General features: G+C 69.5%; 18 protein-coding genes and 1 pseudogene. 12 read left to right on the forward strand and 7 right to left on the reverse strand.

Annotation, left to right across the window (positions count from 1 at the left end; all coding sequences use genetic code 11):
* Positions 1 to 62: 62 nt before the first annotated feature.
* Positions 63 to 2,036 (forward strand): ATP-dependent DNA helicase, encoded by a 1,974-nt coding sequence (locus ABT186_RS09785; protein WP_351226597.1) that lies wholly within the window; start codon positions 63 to 65, stop codon positions 2,034 to 2,036.
* Positions 2,037 to 2,212: 176 nt separating this feature from the next.
* On the opposite strand, the gene lexA is transcribed toward ABT186_RS09785, so the two are convergent.
* Complete coding sequence (gene lexA, locus ABT186_RS09790) at positions 2,213 to 2,992, reverse strand: transcriptional repressor LexA (protein ID WP_329507885.1); 780 nt, start codon at positions 2,990 to 2,992, stop codon at positions 2,213 to 2,215.
* Between the two features lie 520 nt (positions 2,993 to 3,512).
* Between lexA and nrdR the strand changes: the two genes are divergently transcribed.
* The 3 genes and pseudogenes from nrdR to ABT186_RS09805 form a co-directional block, all read left to right on the forward strand.
* Complete coding sequence (gene nrdR, locus ABT186_RS09795; protein ID WP_351229127.1) at positions 3,513 to 4,076, forward strand: transcriptional regulator NrdR; 564 nt, start codon at positions 3,513 to 3,515, stop codon at positions 4,074 to 4,076.
* 153 nt (positions 4,077 to 4,229) lie between these two features.
* Positions 4,230 to 7,118, forward strand: a complete 2,889-nt coding sequence (locus ABT186_RS09800; RefSeq protein WP_351229125.1) for a vitamin B12-dependent ribonucleotide reductase — start codon at positions 4,230 to 4,232, stop codon at positions 7,116 to 7,118.
* Between the two features lie 189 nt (positions 7,119 to 7,307).
* Positions 7,308 to 7,463, forward strand: a pseudogene (locus ABT186_RS09805) (IS5/IS1182 family transposase); the annotation flags it as partial.
* Positions 7,464 to 7,487: 24 nt separating this feature from the next.
* Here ABT186_RS09805 and ABT186_RS09810 read toward each other — a convergent pair.
* On the reverse strand, positions 7,488 to 9,746 hold the full coding sequence (locus tag ABT186_RS09810; RefSeq protein ID WP_351924421.1) for a WD40 repeat domain-containing protein: 2,259 nt from the start codon (positions 9,744 to 9,746) through the stop codon (positions 7,488 to 7,490).
* Between the two features lie 14 nt (positions 9,747 to 9,760).
* Positions 9,761 to 10,312 carry a hypothetical protein gene (locus ABT186_RS09815; RefSeq protein ID WP_351229121.1) on the reverse strand — a complete coding sequence of 184 codons (552 nt, stop codon included), beginning with the start codon at positions 10,310 to 10,312 and terminating at the stop codon, positions 9,761 to 9,763.
* A 350-nt stretch (positions 10,313 to 10,662) separates the two neighbouring features.
* Here ABT186_RS09815 and ABT186_RS09820 point away from each other — a divergent pair, with 350 nt between their 5' ends.
* Positions 10,663 to 11,382, forward strand: a complete 720-nt coding sequence (locus ABT186_RS09820; RefSeq protein WP_351229119.1) for a GntR family transcriptional regulator — start codon at positions 10,663 to 10,665, stop codon at positions 11,380 to 11,382.
* Here the strand turns inward: ABT186_RS09820 and ABT186_RS09825 are convergent.
* Complete coding sequence (locus tag ABT186_RS09825; protein ID WP_351924423.1) at positions 11,368 to 12,138, reverse strand: transposase family protein; 771 nt, start codon at positions 12,136 to 12,138, stop codon at positions 11,368 to 11,370. The genes ABT186_RS09820 and ABT186_RS09825 overlap by 15 nt on opposite strands.
* A gap of 690 nt (positions 12,139 to 12,828) precedes the next feature.
* Between ABT186_RS09825 and ABT186_RS09830 the strand changes: the two genes are divergently transcribed.
* The gene (locus ABT186_RS09830; protein ID WP_351229115.1) at positions 12,829 to 13,758 is read left to right on the forward strand and encodes a hypothetical protein; all 930 of its coding nucleotides are present in this window, start codon (positions 12,829 to 12,831) and stop codon (positions 13,756 to 13,758) included.
* Between the two features lie 135 nt (positions 13,759 to 13,893).
* Here ABT186_RS09830 and ABT186_RS09835 read toward each other — a convergent pair whose 3' ends face one another.
* A complete protein-coding gene (locus tag ABT186_RS09835; RefSeq protein WP_351229112.1) occupies positions 13,894 to 14,427 on the reverse strand; it encodes a TerD family protein in 534 nt (177 codons plus the stop codon).
* 153 nt (positions 14,428 to 14,580) lie between these two features.
* Here ABT186_RS09835 and ABT186_RS09840 point away from each other — a divergent pair, with 153 nt between their 5' ends.
* From ABT186_RS09840 to ABT186_RS09850, 3 genes are all read left to right on the forward strand, one after another.
* A complete protein-coding gene (locus ABT186_RS09840; RefSeq protein ID WP_351229110.1) occupies positions 14,581 to 15,186 on the forward strand; it encodes a YdbC family protein in 606 nt (201 codons plus the stop codon).
* Between the two features lie 113 nt (positions 15,187 to 15,299).
* The gene (locus ABT186_RS09845; protein WP_351229108.1) at positions 15,300 to 15,959 is read left to right on the forward strand and encodes a histidine phosphatase family protein; all 660 of its coding nucleotides are present in this window, start codon (positions 15,300 to 15,302) and stop codon (positions 15,957 to 15,959) included.
* Between the two features lie 12 nt (positions 15,960 to 15,971).
* A complete protein-coding gene (locus ABT186_RS09850; protein WP_351924425.1) occupies positions 15,972 to 16,880 on the forward strand; it encodes an ADP-ribosylglycohydrolase family protein in 909 nt (302 codons plus the stop codon).
* Between the two features lie 568 nt (positions 16,881 to 17,448).
* Here ABT186_RS09850 and ABT186_RS09855 read toward each other — a convergent pair.
* Positions 17,449 to 18,996: an MFS transporter gene (locus ABT186_RS09855; RefSeq protein WP_351924427.1), complete on the reverse strand. Its 1,548-nt coding sequence runs from the start codon at positions 18,994 to 18,996 to the stop codon at positions 17,449 to 17,451.
* A gap of 175 nt (positions 18,997 to 19,171) precedes the next feature.
* Between ABT186_RS09855 and ABT186_RS09860 the strand changes: the two genes are divergently transcribed.
* The 3 genes from ABT186_RS09860 to ABT186_RS09870 all read left to right on the forward strand — a co-directional run bounded on the left by ABT186_RS09860 (position 19,172) and on the right by ABT186_RS09870 (position 21,315).
* On the forward strand, positions 19,172 to 19,786 hold the full coding sequence (locus ABT186_RS09860; RefSeq protein ID WP_351229102.1) for a TetR/AcrR family transcriptional regulator: 615 nt from the start codon (positions 19,172 to 19,174) through the stop codon (positions 19,784 to 19,786).
* 146 nt (positions 19,787 to 19,932) lie between these two features.
* On the forward strand, positions 19,933 to 20,634 hold the full coding sequence (gene rnhB / locus ABT186_RS09865) for a ribonuclease HII (RefSeq protein ID WP_351229100.1): 702 nt from the start codon (positions 19,933 to 19,935) through the stop codon (positions 20,632 to 20,634).
* A gap of 69 nt (positions 20,635 to 20,703) precedes the next feature.
* Complete coding sequence (locus ABT186_RS09870) at positions 20,704 to 21,315, forward strand: hypothetical protein (RefSeq protein WP_351229098.1); 612 nt, start codon at positions 20,704 to 20,706, stop codon at positions 21,313 to 21,315.
* A 392-nt stretch (positions 21,316 to 21,707) separates the two neighbouring features.
* Here ABT186_RS09870 and ABT186_RS09875 read toward each other — a convergent pair whose 3' ends face one another.
* The gene (locus ABT186_RS09875) at positions 21,708 to 22,343 is read right to left on the reverse strand and encodes a hypothetical protein (RefSeq protein ID WP_351229096.1); all 636 of its coding nucleotides are present in this window, start codon (positions 22,341 to 22,343) and stop codon (positions 21,708 to 21,710) included.
* Between the last annotated feature and the right edge of the window lie 232 nt (positions 22,344 to 22,575).

Here is a 22,575-nt window from a genome sequence, read left to right on the forward strand (position 1 = left end):
GCACCGTGCGCCGCGGCCTTGATCCCCCCGTTGTCGGTGACGGGCCGTAGGGTGGTCGCGCTATGACGAAGCCCTCACTCCCCGAACTCCTGCATGCAGCCGTCACCGCCGTCGGCGGCACGGAGCGCCCCGGCCAGGTGACCATGGCCCAAGCCGTCGCGGAGGCGATCGACGACGGTTCACATCTGCTGGTCCAGGCCGGCACCGGCACCGGAAAGTCGCTGGGCTATCTGGTGCCCGCGCTCGCTCATGGGGAGCCCGTCGTCGTGGCGACCGCCACCCTGGCGCTGCAGCGCCAGCTCGTCGAGCGCGACCTGCCGCGCACGGTCGAGGCGCTGCACCCGCTGCTGCGCCGCCGCCCGGAGTTCGCGATGCTCAAGGGCCGGTCGAACTACGTTTGTCTGCACCGTCTGCACGAGGGGGTGCCGCAGGACGAAGAGGACGGCCTCTTCGACCAGTTCGAGGCGGCCGCGCCCACCAGCAAGCTGGGCCAGGACCTGCTGCGTCTGCGCGACTGGTCCCAGGACACGGAGAGCGGCGACCGTGACGACCTCACGCCGGGCGTCTCCGACCGCGCCTGGGCCCAGGTGTCGGTGTCGTCCCGGGAGTGCCTGGGCGCCTCGAAGTGCGCGTACGGCGCCGAGTGCTTCGCCGAGATGGCCCGCGAGCGTGCCAAGCTTGCCGAGGTCATCGTCACGAACCACGCGCTGCTCGCGATCGACGCCATCGAGGGCGCGCCGGTACTCCCGCAGCATGAGGTGCTGATCGTGGACGAGGCCCATGAGCTGGTCTCCCGCGTGACGGGTGTCGCCACCGGCGAGCTCACCCCCGGCCAGGTCAACCGGGCGGTGCGCCGCGCCGCGAAGCTCGTCAACGAGAAGGCCGCCGACCAGCTCCAGACGGCCGCCGAGGGCTTCGAGCGGCTGATGGAGCTGGCCCTGCCCGGCCGTCTGGAGGAAATCCCGGAGGACCTGGGGTACGCCCTCATGGCGTTGCGCGACGCCGCCCGGACGGTGATCTCGGCGCTCGGCACGACCCGTGACAAGTCCGTCCAGGACGAGGACGCGGTCCGCAAGCAGGCACTGGCCTCGGTGGAGAGCGTGCACGACGTGGCGGAGCGCATCACCAGCGGTTCCGAGTGGGACGTCGTCTGGTACGAGCGCCACGACCGCTTCGGCGCGTCCCTGCGCGTCGCCCCGATGTCCGTGTCGGGGCTCCTGAGGGAGAAGCTCTTCGCGGACCGCTCGGTGGTCCTGACCTCCGCCACGTTGAAGCTGGGCGGTGACTTCAACGGCGTCGGGGCGTCCCTGGGCCTCGCCCCCGAGGGTACGGAGGGCGACGACCTCCCGAAGTGGAAGGGCGTCGACGTCGGTTCCCCCTTCGACTATCCGAAGCAGGGCATTCTGTACGTCGCCAAGCATCTGTCCCGCCCCGCGCGCGACGGCGACCGCGCGGACATGCTGGACGAGCTGACGGAGCTGATTCAGGCGGCCGGCGGCCGCACGCTGGGCCTGTTCTCGTCGATGCGGGCCGCCCAGCTCGCCGCCGAGGAGCTGCGCACCCGTATCCCCGAGTTCCCGGTCCTGCTCCAGGGCGAGGAGACGCTCGGCGAGCTGATCAAGAACTTCGCGGCCGACCCGAAGACCTGCCTCTTCGGCACGCTCTCGCTCTGGCAGGGTGTCGACGTCCCCGGCCCCAGTTGTCAGCTGGTCGTCATGGACAAGATCCCCTTCCCCCGCCCCGACGATCCGCTGATGAGCGCCCGACAGAAGGCCGTGGAGGACGCGGGGGGCAACGGGTTCATGGCTGTCGCGGCGACCCACGCGGCGCTGTTGATGGCTCAGGGCGCCGGGCGCCTCGTACGGGCGTCGGGGGACCGTGGCGTGGTCGCCGTACTGGACCAGCGGCTCGCCACGGCCCGCTATGGCAGCTATCTGAAGGCTTCACTGCCTGATTTCTGGTACACGACGGACCGTAACCAGGTGCGGAAGTCGCTGGCCGCGATCGACGCGGCGGCGAAGGCGCAGGACGCATAACCCGACGGGTGCTTGGTTTGCGCACGTCAGTACGCTGTCCGGCGGCCCGGGCCGCCGGACAGCGTACTGACAGGACTTCGCGCGGACGCGGACAGCATGGGGCCCCGGAACCGGCGCAGGGGTCCCGGGGCCCGGATCAGGGGCGGGTGTCGGAAGGCCCGCCCGCCGCGGAGCGGTCACACCCGCCGCAGCACCGCCACCACCTTGCCGAGGATCGTCGCCTCGTCGCCGGGGATCGGCTGGTACGCCGAGTTGTGCGGCAGCAGCCAGACATGGCCGTCCTCGCGCTTGAAGCGCTTGACCGTGGCCTCGCCGTCGAGCATCGCGGCGACGATGTCTCCGTTCTCGGCGACGGGCTGGCGGCGGACCGTGACCCAGTCGCCGTCACAGATCGCGGCCTCGATCATGGAGTCGCCGACGACCTTCAGGACGAAGAGCTCACCGTCGCCGACCAGCTGCCGGGGAAGCGGGAAGACGTCCTCGACCGACTCCTCGGCGAGGATGGGGCCACCGGCGGCGATACGGCCGACGAGCGGGACGTACGACGCGGCGGGCTTGCCCGCGGTGTCGGTGGGCTGCACGGAGGCCGACTGGTCCGAGCCGCGCACCTCATATGCGCGCGGACGGTGCGGGTCGCGGCGCAGGAACCCCTTGCGTTCCAGTGCCATCAGCTGGTGCGCCACCGAGGACGTGCTGGAGAGGCCGACGGCCTGGCCGATCTCCCGCATCGATGGCGGGTAGCCGCGCCGCTGCACGGAGTCCCGGATGACCTCGATCACCCGGCGTTGCCGGTCGGTCAGTCCGGAGCTGTCCGCCCGGATGCCTGGAGGTCGGCCGGGCAGGGACCTCTTGGGTCCCTCGTGGTTCGTGGCTTCGTTCATGGCATGCACCGGCTCGAGTCGGCCCTGGGAGCGGTCCTGGGCAGTGATGGTGGCACTGTCTGCGGTGGTGGTCACTTCGTCGGCCCCTCTCGATGGTCTCCCGTGCAGGACAACGGTAGTTGCTTTCGAAAGGTTGCGCCAAACACACGTTCGAGTGAAAAACCGCGATTTACCTGACGCGATCACGTGTCCGGGTGTATGGGTGGCGCCGGGCTTGGCGGACGAAAGCGCTCATTGCTGTACTCTTCACCGCCGGGGCAATGGCCTTGTGGGCCGCCTCGTCGGCGCCCAGTCTGCCACCTGGCGCCCCCCGGGCCGGGTAGCAGCCCCCTTTTCCATGTGGCGTCCACCGTATCTGCGCATGGCTCGTTTCGGTATGGCCCTGTGGCACGTGCCAATCCGTCCCCCACGGGCGTGTCGTCGCCGAATGTAAGAGCCAATCGCTACATGTAGTGGTTGGATTGCAGTAGCGGCCCAGAAGTTGTGGTCCCCCCGGTCTTCGCGGTCACGGAGATCCCCTATGCTTGGGGCTGCTTCGAGGGGCCCGTGAGCCCAGCGAGGCCTATGAGTCGTGCTGAAAAGGAGGGATGGAGCCATGCACTGCCCCTTCTGCAGGCACCCCGACAGCCGCGTCGTCGACAGTCGTACGACCGACGACGGCACGTCGATCCGCAGGCGCCGCCAGTGCCCCGACTGCTCCCGTCGTTTCACGACCGTGGAGACATGCTCGCTGATGGTGGTCAAGCGGTCCGGAGTCACCGAGCCCTTCAGCCGCACCAAGGTCATCAACGGTGTGCGCAAGGCATGCCAGGGACGGCCTGTCACCGAGGACGCACTCGCCCAGCTCGGCCAGCGGGTCGAGGAGCAGGTGCGGGCCACCGGGAGCGCCGAGCTGACCACCCACGACGTGGGCCTGGCCATACTCGGCCCCTTGCAGGAGCTCGACCTCGTCGCCTTTCTGCGGTTCGCGTCCGTGTACCGGGCGTTCGACTCGCTGGAGGACTTCGAGGCCGCCATCGCGGAACTCAGGGAGCAGCAGCGGGAGCGCCCCGCCGTGGACGACGAGGACCACGAAACGTCTGCCGGGGAGCGCCAGGGAACCGACCGCGGGTCCGGAGGGGCGGCCGACGTCCCCGTGCCCGCCATCGCCGCCGACTGACGGGAGGGTCGGCCGGTACCGGCCCCATCGGCGGCGCACACAGATCCGTCACGCGCGCCCGCGTACGACGCGCGTGACAAGCAGACACACAACACCGTGCCTGGGGAAGAAAAGGGCACGTCAGGGCGTTTTTGCCTGATACAGGGAGGCGGCATGACAGAGACGGCGAGCGGTCCGGCACGAGGTTCCCGAGCGAAGGGCGCCAAGGCCACCAAGGGACTGCGTATCGAGCGCATCCACACGACTCCCGGCGTGCACCCGTACGACGAGGTCGAGTGGGCGCGTCGTGACGTCGTCATGACCAACTGGCGCGACGGCTCGGTCAACTTCGAGCAGCGTGGCGTCGAGTTCCCCGACTTCTGGTCGGTGAACGCGGTCAACATCGTCACCAGCAAGTACTTCCGTGGTGCCGTCGGCACCCCGCAGCGCGAGACCAGCCTCAAGCAGCTGATCGACCGCATCGTGAAGACGTACCGGAAGGCCGGCGAGGACTACAAGTACTTCGCCTCGCCCGCCGACGCGGAGATCTTCGAGCACGAACTGGCGTACGCCCTCCTGCACCAGATCTTCAGCTTCAACAGCCCCGTCTGGTTCAACGTGGGCACCCCGCAGCCCCAGCAGGTCTCCGCCTGCTTCATCCTGTCCGTCGACGACTCCATGGAGTCGATCCTCGACTGGTACAAGGAAGAGGGCATGATCTTCAAGGGCGGCTCAGGTGCCGGCCTGAACCTCTCCCGCATCCGCTCCTCCAAGGAGCTGCTCTCCTCCGGCGGCAACGCCTCCGGCCCGGTCTCCTTCATGCGCGGCGCCGACGCCTCTGCAGGAACGATCAAGTCGGGTGGCGCCACCCGCCGCGCCGCGAAGATGGTGATCCTGGACGTCGACCACCCGGACGTCGAGGACTTCATCGAGACCAAGGTCAAGGAGGAGGAGAAGATCCGCGCCCTGCGCGACGCGGGCTTCGACATGGACCTCGGCGGCGAGGACATCACCTCCGTCCAGTACCAGAACGCCAACAACTCGGTCCGCGTCAACGACACCTTCATGAAGGCCGTCGAGAACGGCGAGAACTTCGGCCTGCGCGCCCGCATGACCGGTGAGGTCATCGAGGAGGTCGACGCCAAGGCGCTCTTCCGCAAGATGGCCGAGGCCGCCTGGGCCTGCGCCGACCCCGGCATCCAGTACGACGACACGATCAACCACTGGCACACGTGCCCGGAGTCCGGCCGCATCAACGGCTCGAACCCGTGCAGCGAGTACATGCACCTGGACAACACGTCCTGCAACCTCGCCTCGTTGAACCTGATGAAGTTCCTGAAGGACGACGGCAAGGGCAACCAGTCCTTCGACGTCGAGCGCTTCGCAAAGGTCGTCGAGCTGGTCATCACCGCGATGGACATCTCGATCTGCTTCGCGGACTTCCCGACCCAGAAGATCGGCGAGAACACCCGCGCCTTCCGCCAGCTCGGCATCGGTTACGCCAACCTCGGCGCCCTCCTCATGGCGACCGGCCACGCGTACGACTCCGACGGCGGCCGGGCCCTGGCGGGTGCCATCACCTCCCTGATGACCGGCACGGCGTACAAGCGCTCCGCCGAGCTGGCCGCGGTCGTCGGCCCGTACGACGGCTACGCCCGCAACGAGCAGCCGCACCTGCGCGTCATGAAGCAGCACGCGGACGCCAACGCCGCGGCCGTGCGCATGGACGACCTGGACACCCCGGTGTGGGCCGCCGCCACGGAGGCCTGGCAGGACGTGCTCCGCGTCGGCGAGAAGAACGGCTTCCGCAACTCCCAGGCGTCCGTCCTCGCGCCCACCGGCACCATCGGTCTCGCGATGTCCTGCGACACCACCGGTGTCGAGCCGGACCTGGCGCTGGTCAAGTTCAAGAAGCTGGTCGGCGGCGGCTCGATGCAGATCGTCAACGGCACCGTACCGCAGGCGCTGCGCCGCCTCGGCTACCAGGAGGAGCAGATCGAGGCGATCGTCGCCCACATCGCCGAGCACGGCAATGTGATCGACGCGCCGGGCCTCAAGCACCAGCACTACGAGGTCTTCGACTGCGCCATGGGCGAGCGCGCCATCTCCCCGATGGGCCACGTCCGCATGATGGCCGCGATCCAGCCGTGGATCTCCGGCGCCATCTCCAAGACGGTCAACATGCCGGAGTCGGCGACCGTCGAGGAGGTCGAGGAGATCTACTTCGAGGCCTGGAAGCTGGGCATCAAGGCGCTCGCGATCTACCGCGACAACTGCAAGGTCGGCCAGCCGCTCTCCGCCAAGAAGAAGGAGCCCGCGCAGGAGAAGGCCGAGGAGCCCGCCGTCGTCGAGACCAAGGTCGAGAAGGTCGTCGAGTACCGCCCGGTCCGCAAGCGCCTCCCGAAGGGTCGTCCCGGCATCACCACCTCCTTCACCGTCGGCGGCGCAGAGGGCTACATGACCGCCAACTCCTACCCGGACGACGGTCTCGGCGAGGTCTTCCTGAAGATGTCCAAGCAGGGCTCGACCCTCGCGGGCATGATGGACGCCTTCTCGATCGCAGTCTCGGTGGGTCTGCAGTACGGCGTGCCGCTGGAGACGTACGTCTCGAAGTTCACGAACATGCGCTTCGAGCCGGCCGGCATGACGGACGACCCGGACGTCCGGATGGCGCAGTCGATCGTCGACTACATCTTCCGCCGCCTGGCTCTGGACTTCCTGCCCTTCGAGACGCGCTCCGCGCTCGGCATCCACTCCGCCGAGGAGCGTCAGCGCCACCTGGAGACCGGCTCGTACGAGCCCGCCGAGGATGAGGTCGACGTCGAGGGCCTGGCCCAGTCGGCCCCGCGCGCCCAGGAGCTGAAGGCGGTCGCCACTCCGAAGGCCGAGGCCGCGACGGCCAAGCCTGCCCCCAAGCAGGCGCACACCAGCGCCGAGCTGGTGGAGATGCAGCTGGGCATCCAGGCTGACGCCCCGCTGTGCTTCTCCTGCGGCACGAAGATGCAGCGGGCCGGCTCCTGCTACATCTGCGAGGGCTGCGGCTCGACGAGCGGCTGCAGCTGAAAATAGGCGGAATTGCGTCGGATGCAACACTCGACGTGATCAGCGAAGCCAGGTGACCTGCGGGTTTTGAAGGGGACCGGCCGACGGCCGGTCCCCTTCAGCGCGTCCTGGAGCGGGGTGCGTAACCAGTCAGGACATCCTGGCTACCGGTTCACAACCAAGATCACCCGTTGTCCACCAGGAGCTTCCGTGCTTGTCCACCCGTCCGGGATCGACCTGTCCAGTTCGACCCTGCGGCTCCTCGCGCGTCACCTGCGCCGGCGCCGTCGTGAGATCGGCAGTCGATGGCGACGCCTGTCCGCAGGCCGCCAGGCCCTGCTCACGCTTGGGCACCCGCGGTGCGGCGATGTATGCGACGGTGCATCGTGTTCAGGTCGTCGTCCCGCTGCGGGGGCTGCGTGACCGCAGGACCGCGACCTCCCAGCCGAAGCCCACCAGCAGTCGGCCGTCCGGGGTGAGTTTCACCGCATGGACGGGCGCGGGGAACACCAAGGGATGTCCGGTGGGACGGCCGGTGGTCAGGTCCCACACCCGCACGGTCCCGTTCCGGCTGCCGCTGGCGGCGATCGGACGGCCGTCCGCCACTCCCGTCGCCACTGCTCGCACCTCGTCGGTGTGGCTGATGAGGAGGGTGCCGACGGGGCGCCCGGTGGTCAGGTCCCACACGCGCACCGTCCCGTCCCTGCTTCCGGTAACGGCGACCGGGCGACTGTCCACCACCGCGGTCGCCACCGCCGTCGCCATCGCCCTGACCAAGCCGATGCGGCCGGTGAGCGGATCGCCGACCGGGCGTCCGGTGGTCAGGTCCCAGACCCGCACCGTCGTGTCCCAACTTCCGGTGACCGCGACCGGGCGACCTCGCACCGCTGCGGTCGCCACCGACCCCACCAGGCCGTAGTGGCCGGTCAGGGGCTCGCTGACGGGGCGGGTGGTGGTCAGGTCCCACACCCAAATCGTTCCGTCGTGGCCGCCGGCGAGGGCCACCGGGGTCCCCGCCAGCACCGCCGTCGCCAGTGACCACACCGGCCCGGTGTGGCCGACGAGGGGTTGCCCCAAGGGCGCGCCGGTGGCCAGGTCCCACACCCGCACCGTTCCTTCCCAGCCACTGGTGAGGACGACCGTGCGGTCGTGCACCACGGCGGTGGCCAGCGCCTCCACGATGTGGGAGCCGGTGACGGGTGCGGCGGCGGGCCGACCGGTGGCCAGGTCCCAGACCCGCACGGTCGCGTCCCGGCTGCTGGTGACCGCGACCGGGCGGCCGTCCACCACCGCCTCGGCCACGGCTCGCCCGTGGTCGGTGTGGCCGATGCGGGGGGCGCCGACGGGGCGGCCGGGTGACAGGTCCCAGACGCGCACTTCTCCGTCCTCGTTGCCACCGGTGAGAGCGACCTGACGACCGTTCACCTCCGCGGTGGCCGCCGCCCACACCCCGTCGACATGACCGGCCAGCGGTCTGCCGATGGGGCGGCCGGTGGCCAGGTCCCACACCCGCACCATCCCGGCCTGGCCACCGCCGACCGCGACAGGACGGCCCTGCACCGTCCCGGTGGCCAGTGCCTGCACCCCGTCGGGGGCGCCGGTGAGGGGTTCGCCGCGCAGGCGCCCGGTGGTCAGGTCCCACACCCGCACGGTCCCGTCCCGGCTGCCGCTGACAGCCACCGGACGACCGTTCACCACCGCGGTGGCCAGGGCCCGCACCCCATCGCTGTGACCGGTGAGCGGTTCGCCGACCGGGTGGCCGGTGGCCGGGTCCCACACCCGCACCGCCCCCTCCCAGGTGCCGGCGACGGCGACCGGGCGGCCGTCCACGACCCCCGCCGCCAGCGCCTCCACCGGGCCGTCGCGGCCGGTGAGGGGCTTGCCGACGGGCTGGCCGGTGGTCAGGTCCCAAGCCCGAACGGTCCCGTCCCGGCTGCTGCTCATGCCGAGCGGGCACCCGTCCGCCACCACCGTCGCCACCGCTGTGACGCCTGCGGTGTGGCCGGTGAGGGGTGTGCTGACGGGGCGTCCGGTGGTCAGGTCCCAGAGCCGTACGGTCCCGTCCCGGCTGCCTCCGAAGACAACCGGGCAGTCCCGCACCACAGCCGTCGCCACCGCGCAGACCTCGCCGTCCAGGCCGGTGAGGGGTTCGCCGACTGGATTCCCAGCAGCCAGATCCCACACCCGCACCGTGCGGTCGTAGCTGCTGCAGGTGACGGCGATCGGGCGCCCCCCGACGATCCCCGTCGCCACCCCGCGCACGCGCTCGGTGTGGCCGATCAGAGCCTGACGGAACCGGTGGTCGACCGTGCTGCCGGTGGCCCAGGCCACCTCCCAACGTCTGTCCGCACCGTCGTCGACCGGCACGGCGGTGATCCGCGCCGACAGGTCCGGAGCCCCGAAGCGGGCGGCGTCCAGCGCCAGCATCTGCCGACGCACCCCCGGACTCGCCTGCCGGTGCAGATGCGCCGATGCCCGGTACACCGCTGCCGCCAACCGCCCGGCGGGACCAGGGGCTGCTGCCAACAGCTCAAGCACCGCCTCGGGGTCGGCGTGTACCAGGAACGCCGGATCGAGGAACTTCGCTTCCGCACCGGCGGATTCGGCGTCAGCGCCCTCGACACCCAGGCCGTCGGACCAGCCATGCATGCCATCGCCCCCCATCAGCGCATCAGCCCCTCAAGGCGCGGCTCAGCCAGGCGGCTGCGGCGCAGGCGAAGATGCACCGGTCGCCACAGGGCCCAGGCCAGACCGAGCACGAGCGGGACCTGGAGGACCTGCTGGACCACCGCAGGGCCGGGGGCGCTTCCGCGCTCGGCCGGGGCCAACCCCCGCGTGTCGACGGTTACCACGTAGGTGCCACCCACCACCCAGTGCCAGCCGACGAGGCCCCCCTGGATCGGGGCCATCGGTGGGCCGTCGAGGACGGAGACGGTGTAGAACTCGGTACTCCCACCGCTCATGCCGTCCTCGGCTACCTGGACCCCCAGGACCGTGACGTGTTCGGTGCGCCCGTGCTGGTGCAACGCCTGCTGGTCCAGCTCGGACCTCTGCAGGACCAAAGCTGCCAGCAGACACAGCACGCCCAGGATCCACCGCAGGCCCAGGAAGCGGCAGAAGCCAGGAAGCAAGCAGGCACCCAGGAGCACCAGCACGCCCAGGAGGTCTATCCACTCGGCCTGCCTGAAGAAGGAGGTACGTGCGATCAGGCGCACGATCGCCCACAACCCGCACGCGCCCCCGACGCTTGCCGCAGCGGGACCCAGCCGTCGGATAAACGCTCCTGCCGTGGGGAGCCGTGGGCCCGACGGGCTCCGTGCGGCGTCCTCTTCGTCCGTGCCCATGCCCGTCTCCGTCCTCCACGCAACCCGGATGCTCCCCGTCAGCCACCGCACGAGGCTTCGACTCCACAAAGTAGAGATTGTTCAACGATCCTACAAGAGGTCATTCCTGTAGACCTAGGCATTTCTCTCCCCTGGAATCCCCAACTGGGCAGATGGGGGCAGGTTTTGTTCAACGAGAATTCGAGGCACTCAGCAGATCCGGTGACGGTCGAGGAGGGCGGATGGGCACAAGCGCACTCAGCTCGTGGGTTGCCGGACTGGAGAGGGACAAAGACCAGCTCGGTCGCGGCAGCACCGCTGAGCGGGTGGCCGGTGTGCTACGCCGTCGAGTGACGGAGGGTGATATCCCGCCCGGAACACGGTTGTCCGAGGAAGTCGTGGGGGCAGCCCTGGGCGTGTCCCGCAACACCTTGCGTGAGGCCTTCCGACTGCTGACCCATGAGCGGCTGCTGGTACACGAGTTGAACCGCGGCGTTTTCGTACGCACCTTGGACGGCGACGACGTAGCACAGCTGTACCGGCTGCGCCGACTCGTGGAGGGCGCGGCCGTGCGGGAGGTGGCCGGCGCCCCCGACCGGGTGATCGAGGAGATCCGCGCATCCGTGGAGGAGGGCGAGCGGGCGGCAGCCGAGCAGCGCTGGCCCGATGTCGCCACCGCCGATCTGCAGTTCCACCACGGCATCGTACGGCTGACCGAATCACCGCGACTGGCGGACTTCATGCTCCGCATCCACGCCGAACTACGCCTGGCCTTCCATGCCATGGGCGACCTGCGGCGCTTCCACGCGCCCTACCTCATCCGCAACCGTGAACTCCTGGCAGCCCTGGAGGCCCGGGACGCCCAGCAGGCAGAACTCCTGCTGTCGGTCTACCTCGCCGACGCCGAACGGCAACTGCTGCGCGCCTTCGCCGACCGTGAACCCTTTTCATCCACAGGCTGACGTGGTCAGGTGAAGAGTCAGGACTGCTTGGACGATGGCGGTGATGCGGGTGGTGCTGCAGCGGAGTTTGTGCAGGAGGCGCCACTGTTTGAGGGTGGCCATGGCCTGTTCGCCGAGTGCGCGGATCTTGGCGTGGGAGACATTGACGGCGCGCTGGCCTGCGGAGAACTGGTCCCAGCGGCCTTGGTAGGGGACGCGGAAGGTGCCGCCGGCTCCTTGGTAGGCCTTGTCGGCCCAGCAGCGGATGCCCGCCCGGGTCAAGGCGGCGGGGATGTCGTGGGTGCGGGCGGCCTTGATGTCGTGGACGGCTCCGGGCAGCGCCGGAGACGCCCAGAGCAGGTGGCCGAAGGGGTCGGTGATGACCTGGATGTTCATGCCGTGCTTCTTGTGCTTGCCTGAGCAGAAGGGGCGGTCGGCGGCGATGCGGTCGATCGGCAGCAGTGTGCCGTCCAGGATCACGTATGCCTTCTGGGCAGCGGTGCTGACGGCCTGTTCGAAGGTGGGTGCCAGGGCGGCCAGGACGTCGACGGCCTCGCGGATGTAACGGCAGACGGTGGCGATGCCGATGTTGAACCCGGCGGCGAGCCGGCCGCAGGTGTCGCCGCACCGCAGGTGCCCGAGCGTGAGCAGGGCCTGGCGGCCTGCGGACAGGCGTCGCCATCGACTGCCGATCTCACGACGGCGCCGGCGCAGGTGACGCGCGAGGAGCCGCAGGGTCGAACTGGACAGGTCGATCCCGGACGGGTGGACAAGCACGGAAGCTCCTGGTGGACAACGGGTGATCTTGGTTGTGAACCCGTCTACCAGGAGCTTCACTTCGTTGTACCGCCCTCCGCGACCAACCCGGCGCCCACATCACGAGGTTGGAAAAGGCTCAGTGGCTTGATCAATGGAGGTGTCAGCTCGCCTGGGTCAGCGCCCTGCCCTGGGAGCGCGACCGCGTCTCCGTCACCTTCTTCCAACCTGGTTGGCCGACCGGGAACGACGAGGGGCCTTGGTTGCAGTTCCGTCATGTCCTGTCCGTCACCGACGATGCCCCCGATGACCAGGCCAACCGGATGCTGCGAGATCTCCTCCAAGTCGACCCCCGCGCGACTGGCGAAGTCTGCGGTGGTTCACGCGAGTTTGCTAGACAGTTGGGATACCCGTGTCCTGACCGATTCCGGCCCTGAGGGCGTAGGAACATCAGGTCTTGTGACGCCAGGGCTGCCGTGGCATGCTCCTGACCGTGATCAAGAGAAACGAGCCTTCCGTCCGCCGATGAGCGAGGCGACCGGGATGCGTCCCGGATCACAGACGTCACTGTTCGACTACGCGCTGGCGCTACACGAGTCCTCTCCAGAGGAGCCTCTTCCGCGCGACGGAGAACCGTATCCAGACGATCAGGCGCACCGTCGGCGCCCTCGCCCCGAGGCCCCCGAAGACCGGAGTCGCATCGGGTTGGACGTGGCGTCCATCCTGGACGCTCACCTTGCCCGGCCTTCGGCCAGCCCCATCAGCCTCGCCGATGCCTTCCACGACATCTACGTCCCGATTCACGAAAACAAGCACATCACGGCGGCTGCCCAGCGGGCTGACAGAGACCGTGTTCTCCAGATTGGTCGGTGGCTCGTCAGGCACAGTACCGACCGATGCGCGGTCACCGTGGGCCTTGCCCTCCTTGCGGCCGTGGGAACAGCCGATGACATCCCACTGATCCAAACGATCGGACTTCTGTCCAACCGCTTCGGTCCACTCTCAGCGCGTGCCTTGGAACAACTGCCTGAAGGCGGCGCCGAAGCCCTCCTCTGGCTCGCTGACCGAGTCACCGGTTGGGGACGGGTCTACGTCGTGGAAGCCCTCTGTCGGCTCGACGATCCCGCTGCCCGGCCCTGGCTCCTCCGCAGGGCATGTGACGGCGACTTCCTCAACGCGTACTTCGCAGGCCGTGTCGCTGAGACCACATACTTGCACGAAGCCATCACCGAATCCTGCGTGGACGACGAGATCGCGGACCACACCGGCAGACTGCTACTCGTGCTGACCTACAGTCAGGGCATGGGCATGACCCTCTCGCGGTACCCCCATGCCGAGGCAGTACTGGCTGCGCATCTGCGTCACCTTGAGCGTCTGGGGCCCTCCGCCACTCGGTACTCCACTGCCGCCTGGCTGACCAGCAGCCTCGGGGAACACGGCGACGCAGGATCGATCGGGCCCACCGAGCGTTGGCGGTCCTATCGGGACCGCTATCTGGCACTTCTCGACCGCGAGGACTGGTGCCAAGTGGCCCGGAAGGCCCTCGCGGCCAAGGAACCCGGGGTCCTCCGGCTCGCAGAGACGGCGTCGGGCCGCAGGCTGCGAGCGTTCGCCTGCCGGCCACCATCGGGCGAGGAATAGCGCACGCCAAGAATATCTACCCTCCGCCAGTATCCGACCGCCTGAAGGGCGGCACGGCCGACGGTCGTGCCGCCCTTCGGCGTTGACGGACCCTTCGGGGGAGCAGTGGGGCGACGGCTTCCCCGGGACAGGCGCTCAAGAGTCGTGCGGGTTGCCCATGATGCGGGCGAAGCTCTCCGGGTCCGTGTCGTAACCGTGGATGCCCGGGCGGAACGTCCACTCGCCGGAACCGTCGCGCACGAACTCGGCCACCGTCGCGGCCGTCGCGCCGAGGACGCCGCCGAAGTCGTCCTCGGCGAGGACGGTGTAGCCCTCGCGCAGACGCAGCGCCGGATTCAGGACGCCCACGAACGTCCTGCGGCCGGTGCGCTGCTGGATGACGACGCCGGCCACCACGCGCGCGTACCGGCTGTCGAGCCGGTACAGCTCCAGCGTCATGACCTCGTCCCAGCCGAAGCCCTTGCCGTCCAGGCTGTCCCGGTTCAGGGAGATCGTGCCGTCGGGCGAGCGGCTGTCGAAGTGCACTACATAGGCGGGATCCCCGTACGGATCCGTCGCAAGGTAGGTCGCGGCGATGATGTCGAGATCGGTGGGCGGCTGGCCGGACGGGCTCGGGTCCCACTTCACCGCCAGCTCGACCTTGTGGATGCCCTTGTTGAGGCCGCTCATCACACATCCTCTCCCCGTTGTCATGACCCGCTGCACGAACTGCCGTGAAGCAAGGGCCAGTTGTCCATTGTGCCTCGCGCGCGGGGGCGCTCGCCCGGGTGCACTCCGCCGGAGCGTGACCGACGCCACGCACCGGGGCCTTACGATGGCGCGGTGCTGGTCAAGTGGACTCGCTGCACCGTGGTCGACCGCCGCGGTTTCGAACGGGGGCAGCGAAAGTGGGCGGGGCTTCTGGGGGAGCCGGGCTTCCGGGGACAGGGCGGGGGCTGGAGCCGGGGTAGGCCCGGTGTGGCGCACATCTTCGCGTTCTGGGAGAGCCGCGCCTTCTACGACTCGTTCATGGCGCGCTCCCATGACCGGCTCGGCGCGTCTCAGTCGGGCACGTTCAAGGATCAGCAGGTCAGACTCTTCGACCACCGCTTCGACGTGAAGACGGGCTTCGAGCCCCGCTTCACGGAGGCCGACCTGGTGCGCGTGGCGCACTGCCGGGTCCACGAGGAGCGGGCCGAGCACTTCGCGCTGATGCAGGAGAAGGTCTGGAACCCGGCCATGGCGGGCTCTCCGGGCATGATCCGCGGGCTGTTCGGCGAGGCGCCGGGCCATGAGTTCCTGATCCTGTCGATGTGGCAGTCGGCCGCGGAGCACGGCAAGTACCGTGAGGAGCGTGTGGAGCGCCTGGCGCTGAGGGCGCAGACGGAGGCGGACATCGCGGCGCTCACGGGCGACATCGTGGAACTGGAGCCGGCGTGGACGGTGTGAGTCCATGAGTTTGAGAACCGGACGGAACGGATGAGCGCGGCCCGAATGTGACCTGCGCCGTATGGAACCCCTTCGGGTGCCCGTTCGACCGTCACTCGATCTAGGGTTTTGGCATGGCACGACCACGGCGCATCGTCCTTGTCCGGCACGGCGAGTCGGTGGGCAATGCCGATGACTCCGTGTACGAACGCGAGCCCGACCACGCGCTGCCGCTCACCGAGAGGGGATGGCAGCAGGCGGAGGAGACGGGCAAACGGCTACGGGAGGTCTTCGGCAGGGAGCGCATCAGCGTGTACGTCTCCCCCTACCGCCGCACCCACGAGACCCTCCGGGCCTTTCACCTGGACCCCGATCGCGTCCGTGTCCGCGAGGAGCCCCGGCTGCGCGAGCAGGACTGGGGAAACTGGCAGGACCGCGACGACGTACGGCTGCAGAAGGCGTACCGGGACGCGTACGGACACTTCTTCTACCGCTTTGCCCAGGGCGAGTCCGGTGCCGACGTCTACGACCGGGTGGGCGGCTTCCTTGAGAGCCTGTACCGGAGCTTCGAGGCACCTGATCATCCGCCGAACGTCCTCCTGGTGACCCATGGCCTGGCCATGCGGCTGTTCTGCATGCGTTGGTTCCACTGGACGGTCGCGGAATTCGAATCGCTCTCGAACCCCGGGAACGGGGAGACGCGCATGCTCGTCCTGGGAGAGGACGGCAAGTACACGCTCGACCGGCCGTTCGATCGCTGGCGCGACCCGGAGCCGTACTGGATCACCGGTTAGAGTGGCAGGGCGATGACCGCTGATTCCTCTCCCGAAGGGCGCCTGGGACGCGCCTTTGCCGGCCTGCGCGGACTGGCCGTGGGGGACGCACTGGGCTCACAGTTCTTCGTCCCCGCGAACTATCCGCTGCTCAAGCGCCGCGAGCTGCCGCCGAGCCCCTGGCAGTGGACGGACGACACCGAGATGGCCTGTTCCGTCGTGTCCGTCCTGGCCGCGCACCACCGCATCGACCAGGACGAGCTGGCTCGCTCCTTCGCCGAGCACCACGACTTCGACCGTGGCTACGGCCCCGCCGTGAACCGCCTTCTCCGGCTCGTCCGGGAGGGCGGCGACTGGCGCGAGCTGTCCGCGGCACTGTTCGACGGCCGGGGGTCGTGGGGCAACGGGGCGGCGATGCGGATCGCGCCCCTGGGAGCCTGGTACGCCGACGATCCCGAGCAGGCCACGCACCAGGCGGAGATCTCTGCGTATCCCACGCACCAGCATCGGGAGGCCGTGGTCGGTGCCATGGCTGTCGCCGCGGCAGCCGCCCTCGCCGCCGATCCGGCGGGGCCGCCGAGCGCCGAGGCCCTGCTCGACGGGGTCATCGCGCTGGTACCGAAGAGCGCCGTCGGGGCCGGGCTGCGACGGGCGCGGGACATGCTCGACTACGGCGACGCGGCGACCGTGGCCGCCGTCCTGGGCTGTGGGCGGCGCACGACGGCGCACGACACGGTTCCGTTCGCGCTCTGGTCGGCCGCGCGCGCCCTCGGCGACTACGAGCAGGCCTTCTGGACGACCGCGCAGGTGGGCGGCGACGTGGACACGACCTGCGCCATCGTCGGCGGAGTCGTCGCCTCCGGGAAGGCCGGAGCACCGCCGGGGGAGTGGCTGGACCGGACGGAGCCGTTGCCGGACTGGGTGCCGCCGTCGATGGCGTAATCGGACGGTACCTCCGGGCCGTCCTTCCGCTGTCGCGGCGCGCCGCCTCATCACGGTCCTGATCGGGGCGGTGGTGGATGTCGAGCTTCGGTGTGTGGGGGGCGTGTCCTCGGTGGTGGCGGGGTCGCCGCGGTGTTGCGTGGTGGCTGGTCCGGTTGTGGTGGCCGGTCCGGCCAGGGGTTTGTGGTGCGGGCGGACCGGCTGGGGTCCGTCCTTCCGCCGTCGTGGCCCGCTGACTCATCACGGTCCTGATTGGGGCGGTGGTGAATGTCGAGCTTCGGTGTGTGGGGGGCGTGTCCTCGGTGGTGGCGGGGTCGCCGCGGCGTTGCGCGGTGGCTGGTCCGGTTGTGGTGGCCGGTCCGGCCGGGCGTCGCGCTGCGGGCGGGCCCGCGAGGGTGCCGGGCCCGCCCCATGTGTCATGCCCCGGACCGACTCGCGAGCGGGGCGGCCGCGCCCGGCTTCATACCTCGAAGGGCCGGAGCCCTCGCCGTCGATCCCCGGGCGCGGTCCTGCCGCCGTGGCCTCCTGCCCGGTTCCTCGGCGGACCGGGCAGGAGTGGACGGGCCCGTCAGCCCCCGCCCGGCCCCACCGAACCGGCCAGGGCCTCCAGATCGCTCTTGCGGACGCGGATGACCACCGCGGCCGTGACCAGGGCCAGTACGGCCATCGCCGCGGCCGGGACGAACGCCGTCGAGATGCCGTGGGCGAGCACCTCGTGCCCCCACGGCGCCGGCAGCTGGTGCGTCTTGGCGAACTCCGCCTTCTGCTCGGCCGTACCGTTCGCCAGGAACTTCGGCATCTGCTTCTTCGCCTCGTCCCGGCCGGCGGTGCCGAAGACCGTGGTCAGGATGGACAGGCCCAGCGAACCGCCCACCTGCTGCGTGGCGTTGAGCAGACCCGATGCCGCGCCCGCCTCGTGCTGGGCGACGCCCGAGACCGCGGTCAGCGTCAGCGTCACGAAGTTCAGGCCCATGCCGAAGCCGAACACCAGCATCGGGCCGAGCACTCCTCCGACGTATGAGCTGTCGGGCTTGATGAACGTCTGCCAGCTGAGCCCGATCGCCACGAGCGCCGCGCCGACCAGCATGAACGGCTTGGGTCCCAGCACCGGCAGGAACCGCTGCGACAGGCCCGCCCCGACCGCGATCGCCACCGTCACCGGGAGGAAGGCCACCCCGGCCGAGATCGGCGTGTACCCGAGCACGTTCTGCACGAAGAGCACGATGTAGAAGAACATGCCGAACATCGCCGCGGCCAGGCTCAGCATGATCACGTACGTGCCGGAGCGGTTGCGGTCGGCGAACATCCTCAGCGGTGTGATCGGTTCCCTGGCCCGCGTCTCGATGAAGACGAACGCCAGCAGCAGGACCACGGCCGCGCCGAAGAACCCGATCCCGACGCTGTCCCGCCACCCGTCCTCGGCTGCGCGGATGAAGCCGTACACCAGGGACGCCATGCCCGCCGTCGAGGTGAGCGCGCCCGCTATGTCGAAGCGTCCGGGATGGCGCTCGGACTCGGTGATGTACATCGGCGTGAGTATGGCGATCAGAATGCCGATGGGTACGTTCACGAAGAGGACCCAGCGCCAGTCGAGCCACTCCGTGAGCATGCCGCCGGCCAGCAGTCCGATCGCGCCACCGCCGGCCGAGACCGCGGCGAAGACGGCGAACGCCCGGTTCCGCTCCGGGCCTTCGGGGAACGTGGTGGTGATGAGAGCCAGTGACGTGGGCGACGCAATTGCGCCACCCATGCCCTGGAGGGCGCGCGCGGCGAGCAACTGCCAGGGTTCCTGTGCGAGTCCGCCGAGCAGCGAGGCAAAGGTGAACAGCAGGATGCCCGTCATGAACACGCGGCGTCGACCGAGGATGTCACCGGCCCGGCCGCCGAGAAGCAGCAGGCCACCGAAGGTGAGCGTGTACGCGCTGACCACCCATGTCAGGTCGGTCGTGCTGAACTTGAGCGCGTCTTGAATGTGCGGGAGTGCGATGTTCACAATCGTCGCGTCGAGTACCACCATGAGTTGGCAGGCCGCGATGATGGTGAGCGCGATGCCGGGACGCCCCTCCCGGCGGGCGGCTCCCGGCTTCCGTTCCTGGATCAATGGAGAGGTTGTCACTATGGGTCCCCCACAAGTGCGTTAGTGAACGCTCGCGTTCACTGCCGCGTCAAACGGTAGTGAGTCCCCGTCAGTGAACGCAAGCGTTCACTGACTTCGTTGCCGTGCGATGCCGCCCGTTCGCTCGCCGCTTCCCCGGAATCCCCGCTTCCCCATGCTCAACGGAGACATACAGATGGGTACTTCGTCCTGGACGGCCGCCTCCGCTCAGCCGGCCTCCCTCCGCCGACGTGGTGCTGTGCTCGAGCGCGCGATCCTGGACGCCGCGCTGGAGCAGCTCAGTACGGTCGGCTGGAACGGCCTCACGATGGAGGGGGTCGCCGCCGGCGCCCAGACCGGAAAGGCCGCGGTCTACCGCCGCTGGCCGTCCAAGGAGGACCTCGTCGCGGACGCTCTCCAGGCCGGACTGCCGCGTTTCGACGAGGCGCCCGACCTCGGGAGTGTGCGCGAGGATCTGCTGGTGCTCTGCCGGCAGGCGCGCGACGCGATGTTCTCGCGCCCCGGGTTCGCACTCCGCTCTGTGATTCACGAATGCGACACCTTGCAAGCGGAACGCTTCCATGGCGTGATCTACGGGGGGGTTGTGGAGCCGACGATCAAGCTGCTGCGGGAGGTCATCGACCGTGGAATCGAGCGGGGAGAGGTGCGGCCCGACGCGGCGAACGGATATGTCTTCGATGCCGTTCCGGCCATGATGATGTATCGATCAAAGATGTGCGGAAGCGAATGGGGCGACCGGGACATCGAAGAGCTGATCGATCAGCTGATGGTTCCCCTGCTCCGTCCGTAGCGCGCTGATCCGGGTTTCCGTGGCTTTGGGGGTGCGGATGCGAGGGTCCTGCGACCGCGGTGGTGAACGGGCCTTGGGCGGGTGTGCCGTCTCCCGGGGAACCGGGGTGTCGCACGGGGAACCCGGCGGCGTAGGCTAAGGGCGCCATGCCGTACGAACCACCTACTCACACCGTCGAGCGCTCCCTTCGCGCAACGACCGGAGCGAAGGTCATCGCCGGTGTCGACGAGGTGGGACGCGGCGCCTGGGCCGGCCCCGTCACCGTCTGCGCGGCGGTCACGGGACTGCGCCGACCGCCCGAGGGTCTCACCGACTCCAAGCTGCTGACCGTCAAGCGGCGCACAGAGCTCGCGGGGCGGTTGGAGAAGTGGGTGACGGCGTACGCCCTGGGTCATGCCTCTGTCGAGGAGATCGACGACCTCGGGATGACGGCCGCGCTCCGGCTCGCGGCGGTACGCGCCCTGGAGGCGCTGCCCGTTCGCCCCGACGCGGTCATCCTCGACGGGAAGCACGACTATCTGGGGGCGCCCTGGACGGTCCGTACGGTGATCAAGGGCGACCAATCGTGCGTGGCGGTCGCGGCGGCCTCGGTGATCGCCAAGGTTCACCGCGACAAAATGATGGCCGAACTGGGTATCGACCATGCAGACTTCGGTTTTGCGGCCAACGCCGGGTATCCGTCACCGGTGCACAGGGCCGCGCTGGAGGAACGGGGCCCCACCCCGTACCACCGTTTGTCGTGGGCGTATCTTGATGCGCTGCCCCAGTGGCGGCACCTCAAGAAGGTCCGCAGCTGGGTGGACGGAAACGCGCCGGAAATCGAGGGCCAGCTCGGCTTCGACTTCTGACCGCTTCCGATCGCGCTCATGTGCCACCCGCCGACGCGAGTCGCACCGGCGTTTGATAAATATCAGCTCATGCCTCTCATTCCCGAGGAGCCTCAGATTCACGAGAGTGCCCAGGGTCCCCGCGCCACTCCGGCCAGTGGCCGTACCGCGCCGACCCCCCGTCCTGTACCCGGTCCCCGCCCCGCGGCCCCTGCTCGTCCCGGCCGTCCCGGGCCTGTACGGCCGATGCCGGCCCAGCGGGCCTCGCGCGAGCCGGCCGCGGCCAAGCCCGGGCCGTCCGCTCCCTCTGCCACTCCGCAGATCCAACTGATCCCGGCCTCGGTCGAGGGCGCGCTGGACGCCACCGAGGAGGCCGTCGACCTGCTGCTGGACTCCGGTCGTGCCCCCGGCGACGTGCTGGTGATCACCACCGGCGAGCAGCACCCATGGGCCGCGCACGAACTGTCCTTCGGTGAGGCCGCCTACTGGGCCCAGCACGACGTCGGCGACGACGTCTTCTACGCCGACGCCTCCGTCGCGTCCCGTGCCGCCGCCCGTCCGGTGGTCGTGGTCGCCGTCAACGGCGGCACCGACGCCACGGTCGCCACCGCGCTTCCGCTGGCGCTCGCCCGGGCGGGTGCCCTGCTGATCGTCTGCGGCGACCCGAAGCAGATCAACTCGGTGCTGGGCGCAGGCGTCTGAGCGGTCCGGACCCGTCCGGTTCGCCCTGCCCTGCGCGTCCGTGCCGGAGGCCTGGAGCCGGACCGACCGTTCGGACTCCGGCCGTGGGGTCGGTGAGGGTGCCGCGTCGGCGGCACCTGTACGGCGGTCCCTTCGGCATGCGTTTTCGCGGTGCGGTCGCCCCTGCGCGGGCACGGTGACCTCAGTGTGGGCATACCTTGGGCCGTCCGCGGCAGCCGGGGCGACGGCCTGTGCGCGCGATGGCGCGATCATGCGTGTGCCGGGCACCGGTCTCTGGTGTGCCTGTGCCCACTTTCTCAGATGTCCTGCCGCCGCCGTTCAGGCGTTCGGCGTCCACCAGCGGTCGTACGACACCGGATCGCGCCCCGGAGCTCACGAAGGCACCGCTTTGTTCAGCGGGCGGCGGCCCGGCGCAGCACCTCCGAGGCGGCGCCCCCGGCGCGCGGCTGCGGCAGTGGTGCTCCCACCCAGTCGAACGCCTCCGGTGGTGAATCCGTGTTGGGGCGGCGTCCGCCGCGGCCCTCGCCGAGAACCTGCCAGCCGTCACGTGTCAGCGTGATGTACGCACCGCAGCGCAGGCCGTGCAGCGTGCACGCATCGCGCAGGCCCCACATCCAGGCCCCGTCCTCCTCCGTCCAACGCATGTCGCCCTCACGGCAGTAGAGCAGCACGGCCGTCCGCACGGGCGTACGACGCCGCAGGTCGTGCGGGATGACCCGGCGCAGTTGGGCGAGCAGCGCGTTGCGGAACACCCAGCCGTCCGCCGGGGCGGGACGCCGGGTGAACGACGCGCTGGCGCACAGCCGTTCGTCCGGATCCAGGACGGCCACAATGGCCGTCGAGGGCCGCGGCCGGTGCCTGGAGTGCAGCCCGCTGACGACCTCCCGGGGATTGCGCAGCAGCGGAATCCCGGCGGCTGCCCACTCGGCGGGCTCGAGCATCCGGGCCAGGGGATTGGCGGAGGCGGCGGACAGTTCGGTGGAGGCCGACATGGATGCCGCCGACGACGGAGCGAATCCGAAGGTCACGATCCTCCCTTCGGCTACGCGCCCACACTGCGGGCGGGGTCGGACAAGGGGGGCGCACACCGCAGCAGAGCCCTACCAGATCACGGACGAGCCGTACGGGGAGCGGACCCAATTCTTCCTGTCGAACTGGAATGCGGCAACGAGCAATTGGGGCCACCGGCCGGTTTCTGGTGATCTGTGGCCTATATCTCCCGCTGCTTCTCTGCCCGGTGTGTTCCCGGTGAAGGGGCGG

The organism is Streptomyces sp. NPDC001634, from assembly GCF_040298185.1.
Classification (GTDB): Bacteria; Actinomycetota; Actinomycetes; order Streptomycetales; family Streptomycetaceae; genus Streptomyces.

What these genes read in the sequence shown, in the direction of transcription:
- ABT186_RS09810 (WP_351924421.1), bottom strand. Translation starts at nt 9,746, where the DNA reads ATGCATGGCTGGTCCGACGGCCTGGGTGTCGAGGGCGCTGACGCCGAA.
- ABT186_RS09850 (WP_351924425.1), top strand. Translation starts at nt 15,972, where the DNA reads ATGACCGCTGATTCCTCTCCCGAAGGGCGCCTGGGACGCGCCTTTGCC.
- ABT186_RS09860 (WP_351229102.1), top strand. Translation starts at nt 19,172, where the DNA reads ATGGGTACTTCGTCCTGGACGGCCGCCTCCGCTCAGCCGGCCTCCCTC.
- ABT186_RS09835 (WP_351229112.1), bottom strand. Translation starts at nt 14,427, where the DNA reads ATGAGCGGCCTCAACAAGGGCATCCACAAGGTCGAGCTGGCGGTGAAG.
- ABT186_RS09870 (WP_351229098.1), top strand. Translation starts at nt 20,704, where the DNA reads ATGCCTCTCATTCCCGAGGAGCCTCAGATTCACGAGAGTGCCCAGGGT.
- ABT186_RS09800 (WP_351229125.1), top strand. Translation starts at nt 4,230, where the DNA reads ATGACAGAGACGGCGAGCGGTCCGGCACGAGGTTCCCGAGCGAAGGGC.
- nrdR (WP_351229127.1), top strand. Translation starts at nt 3,513, where the DNA reads ATGCACTGCCCCTTCTGCAGGCACCCCGACAGCCGCGTCGTCGACAGT.
- ABT186_RS09845 (WP_351229108.1), top strand. Translation starts at nt 15,300, where the DNA reads ATGGCACGACCACGGCGCATCGTCCTTGTCCGGCACGGCGAGTCGGTG.
- rnhB (WP_351229100.1), top strand. Translation starts at nt 19,933, where the DNA reads ATGCCGTACGAACCACCTACTCACACCGTCGAGCGCTCCCTTCGCGCA.
- ABT186_RS09785 (WP_351226597.1), top strand. Translation starts at nt 63, where the DNA reads ATGACGAAGCCCTCACTCCCCGAACTCCTGCATGCAGCCGTCACCGCC.
- ABT186_RS09820 (WP_351229119.1), top strand. Translation starts at nt 10,663, where the DNA reads ATGGGCACAAGCGCACTCAGCTCGTGGGTTGCCGGACTGGAGAGGGAC.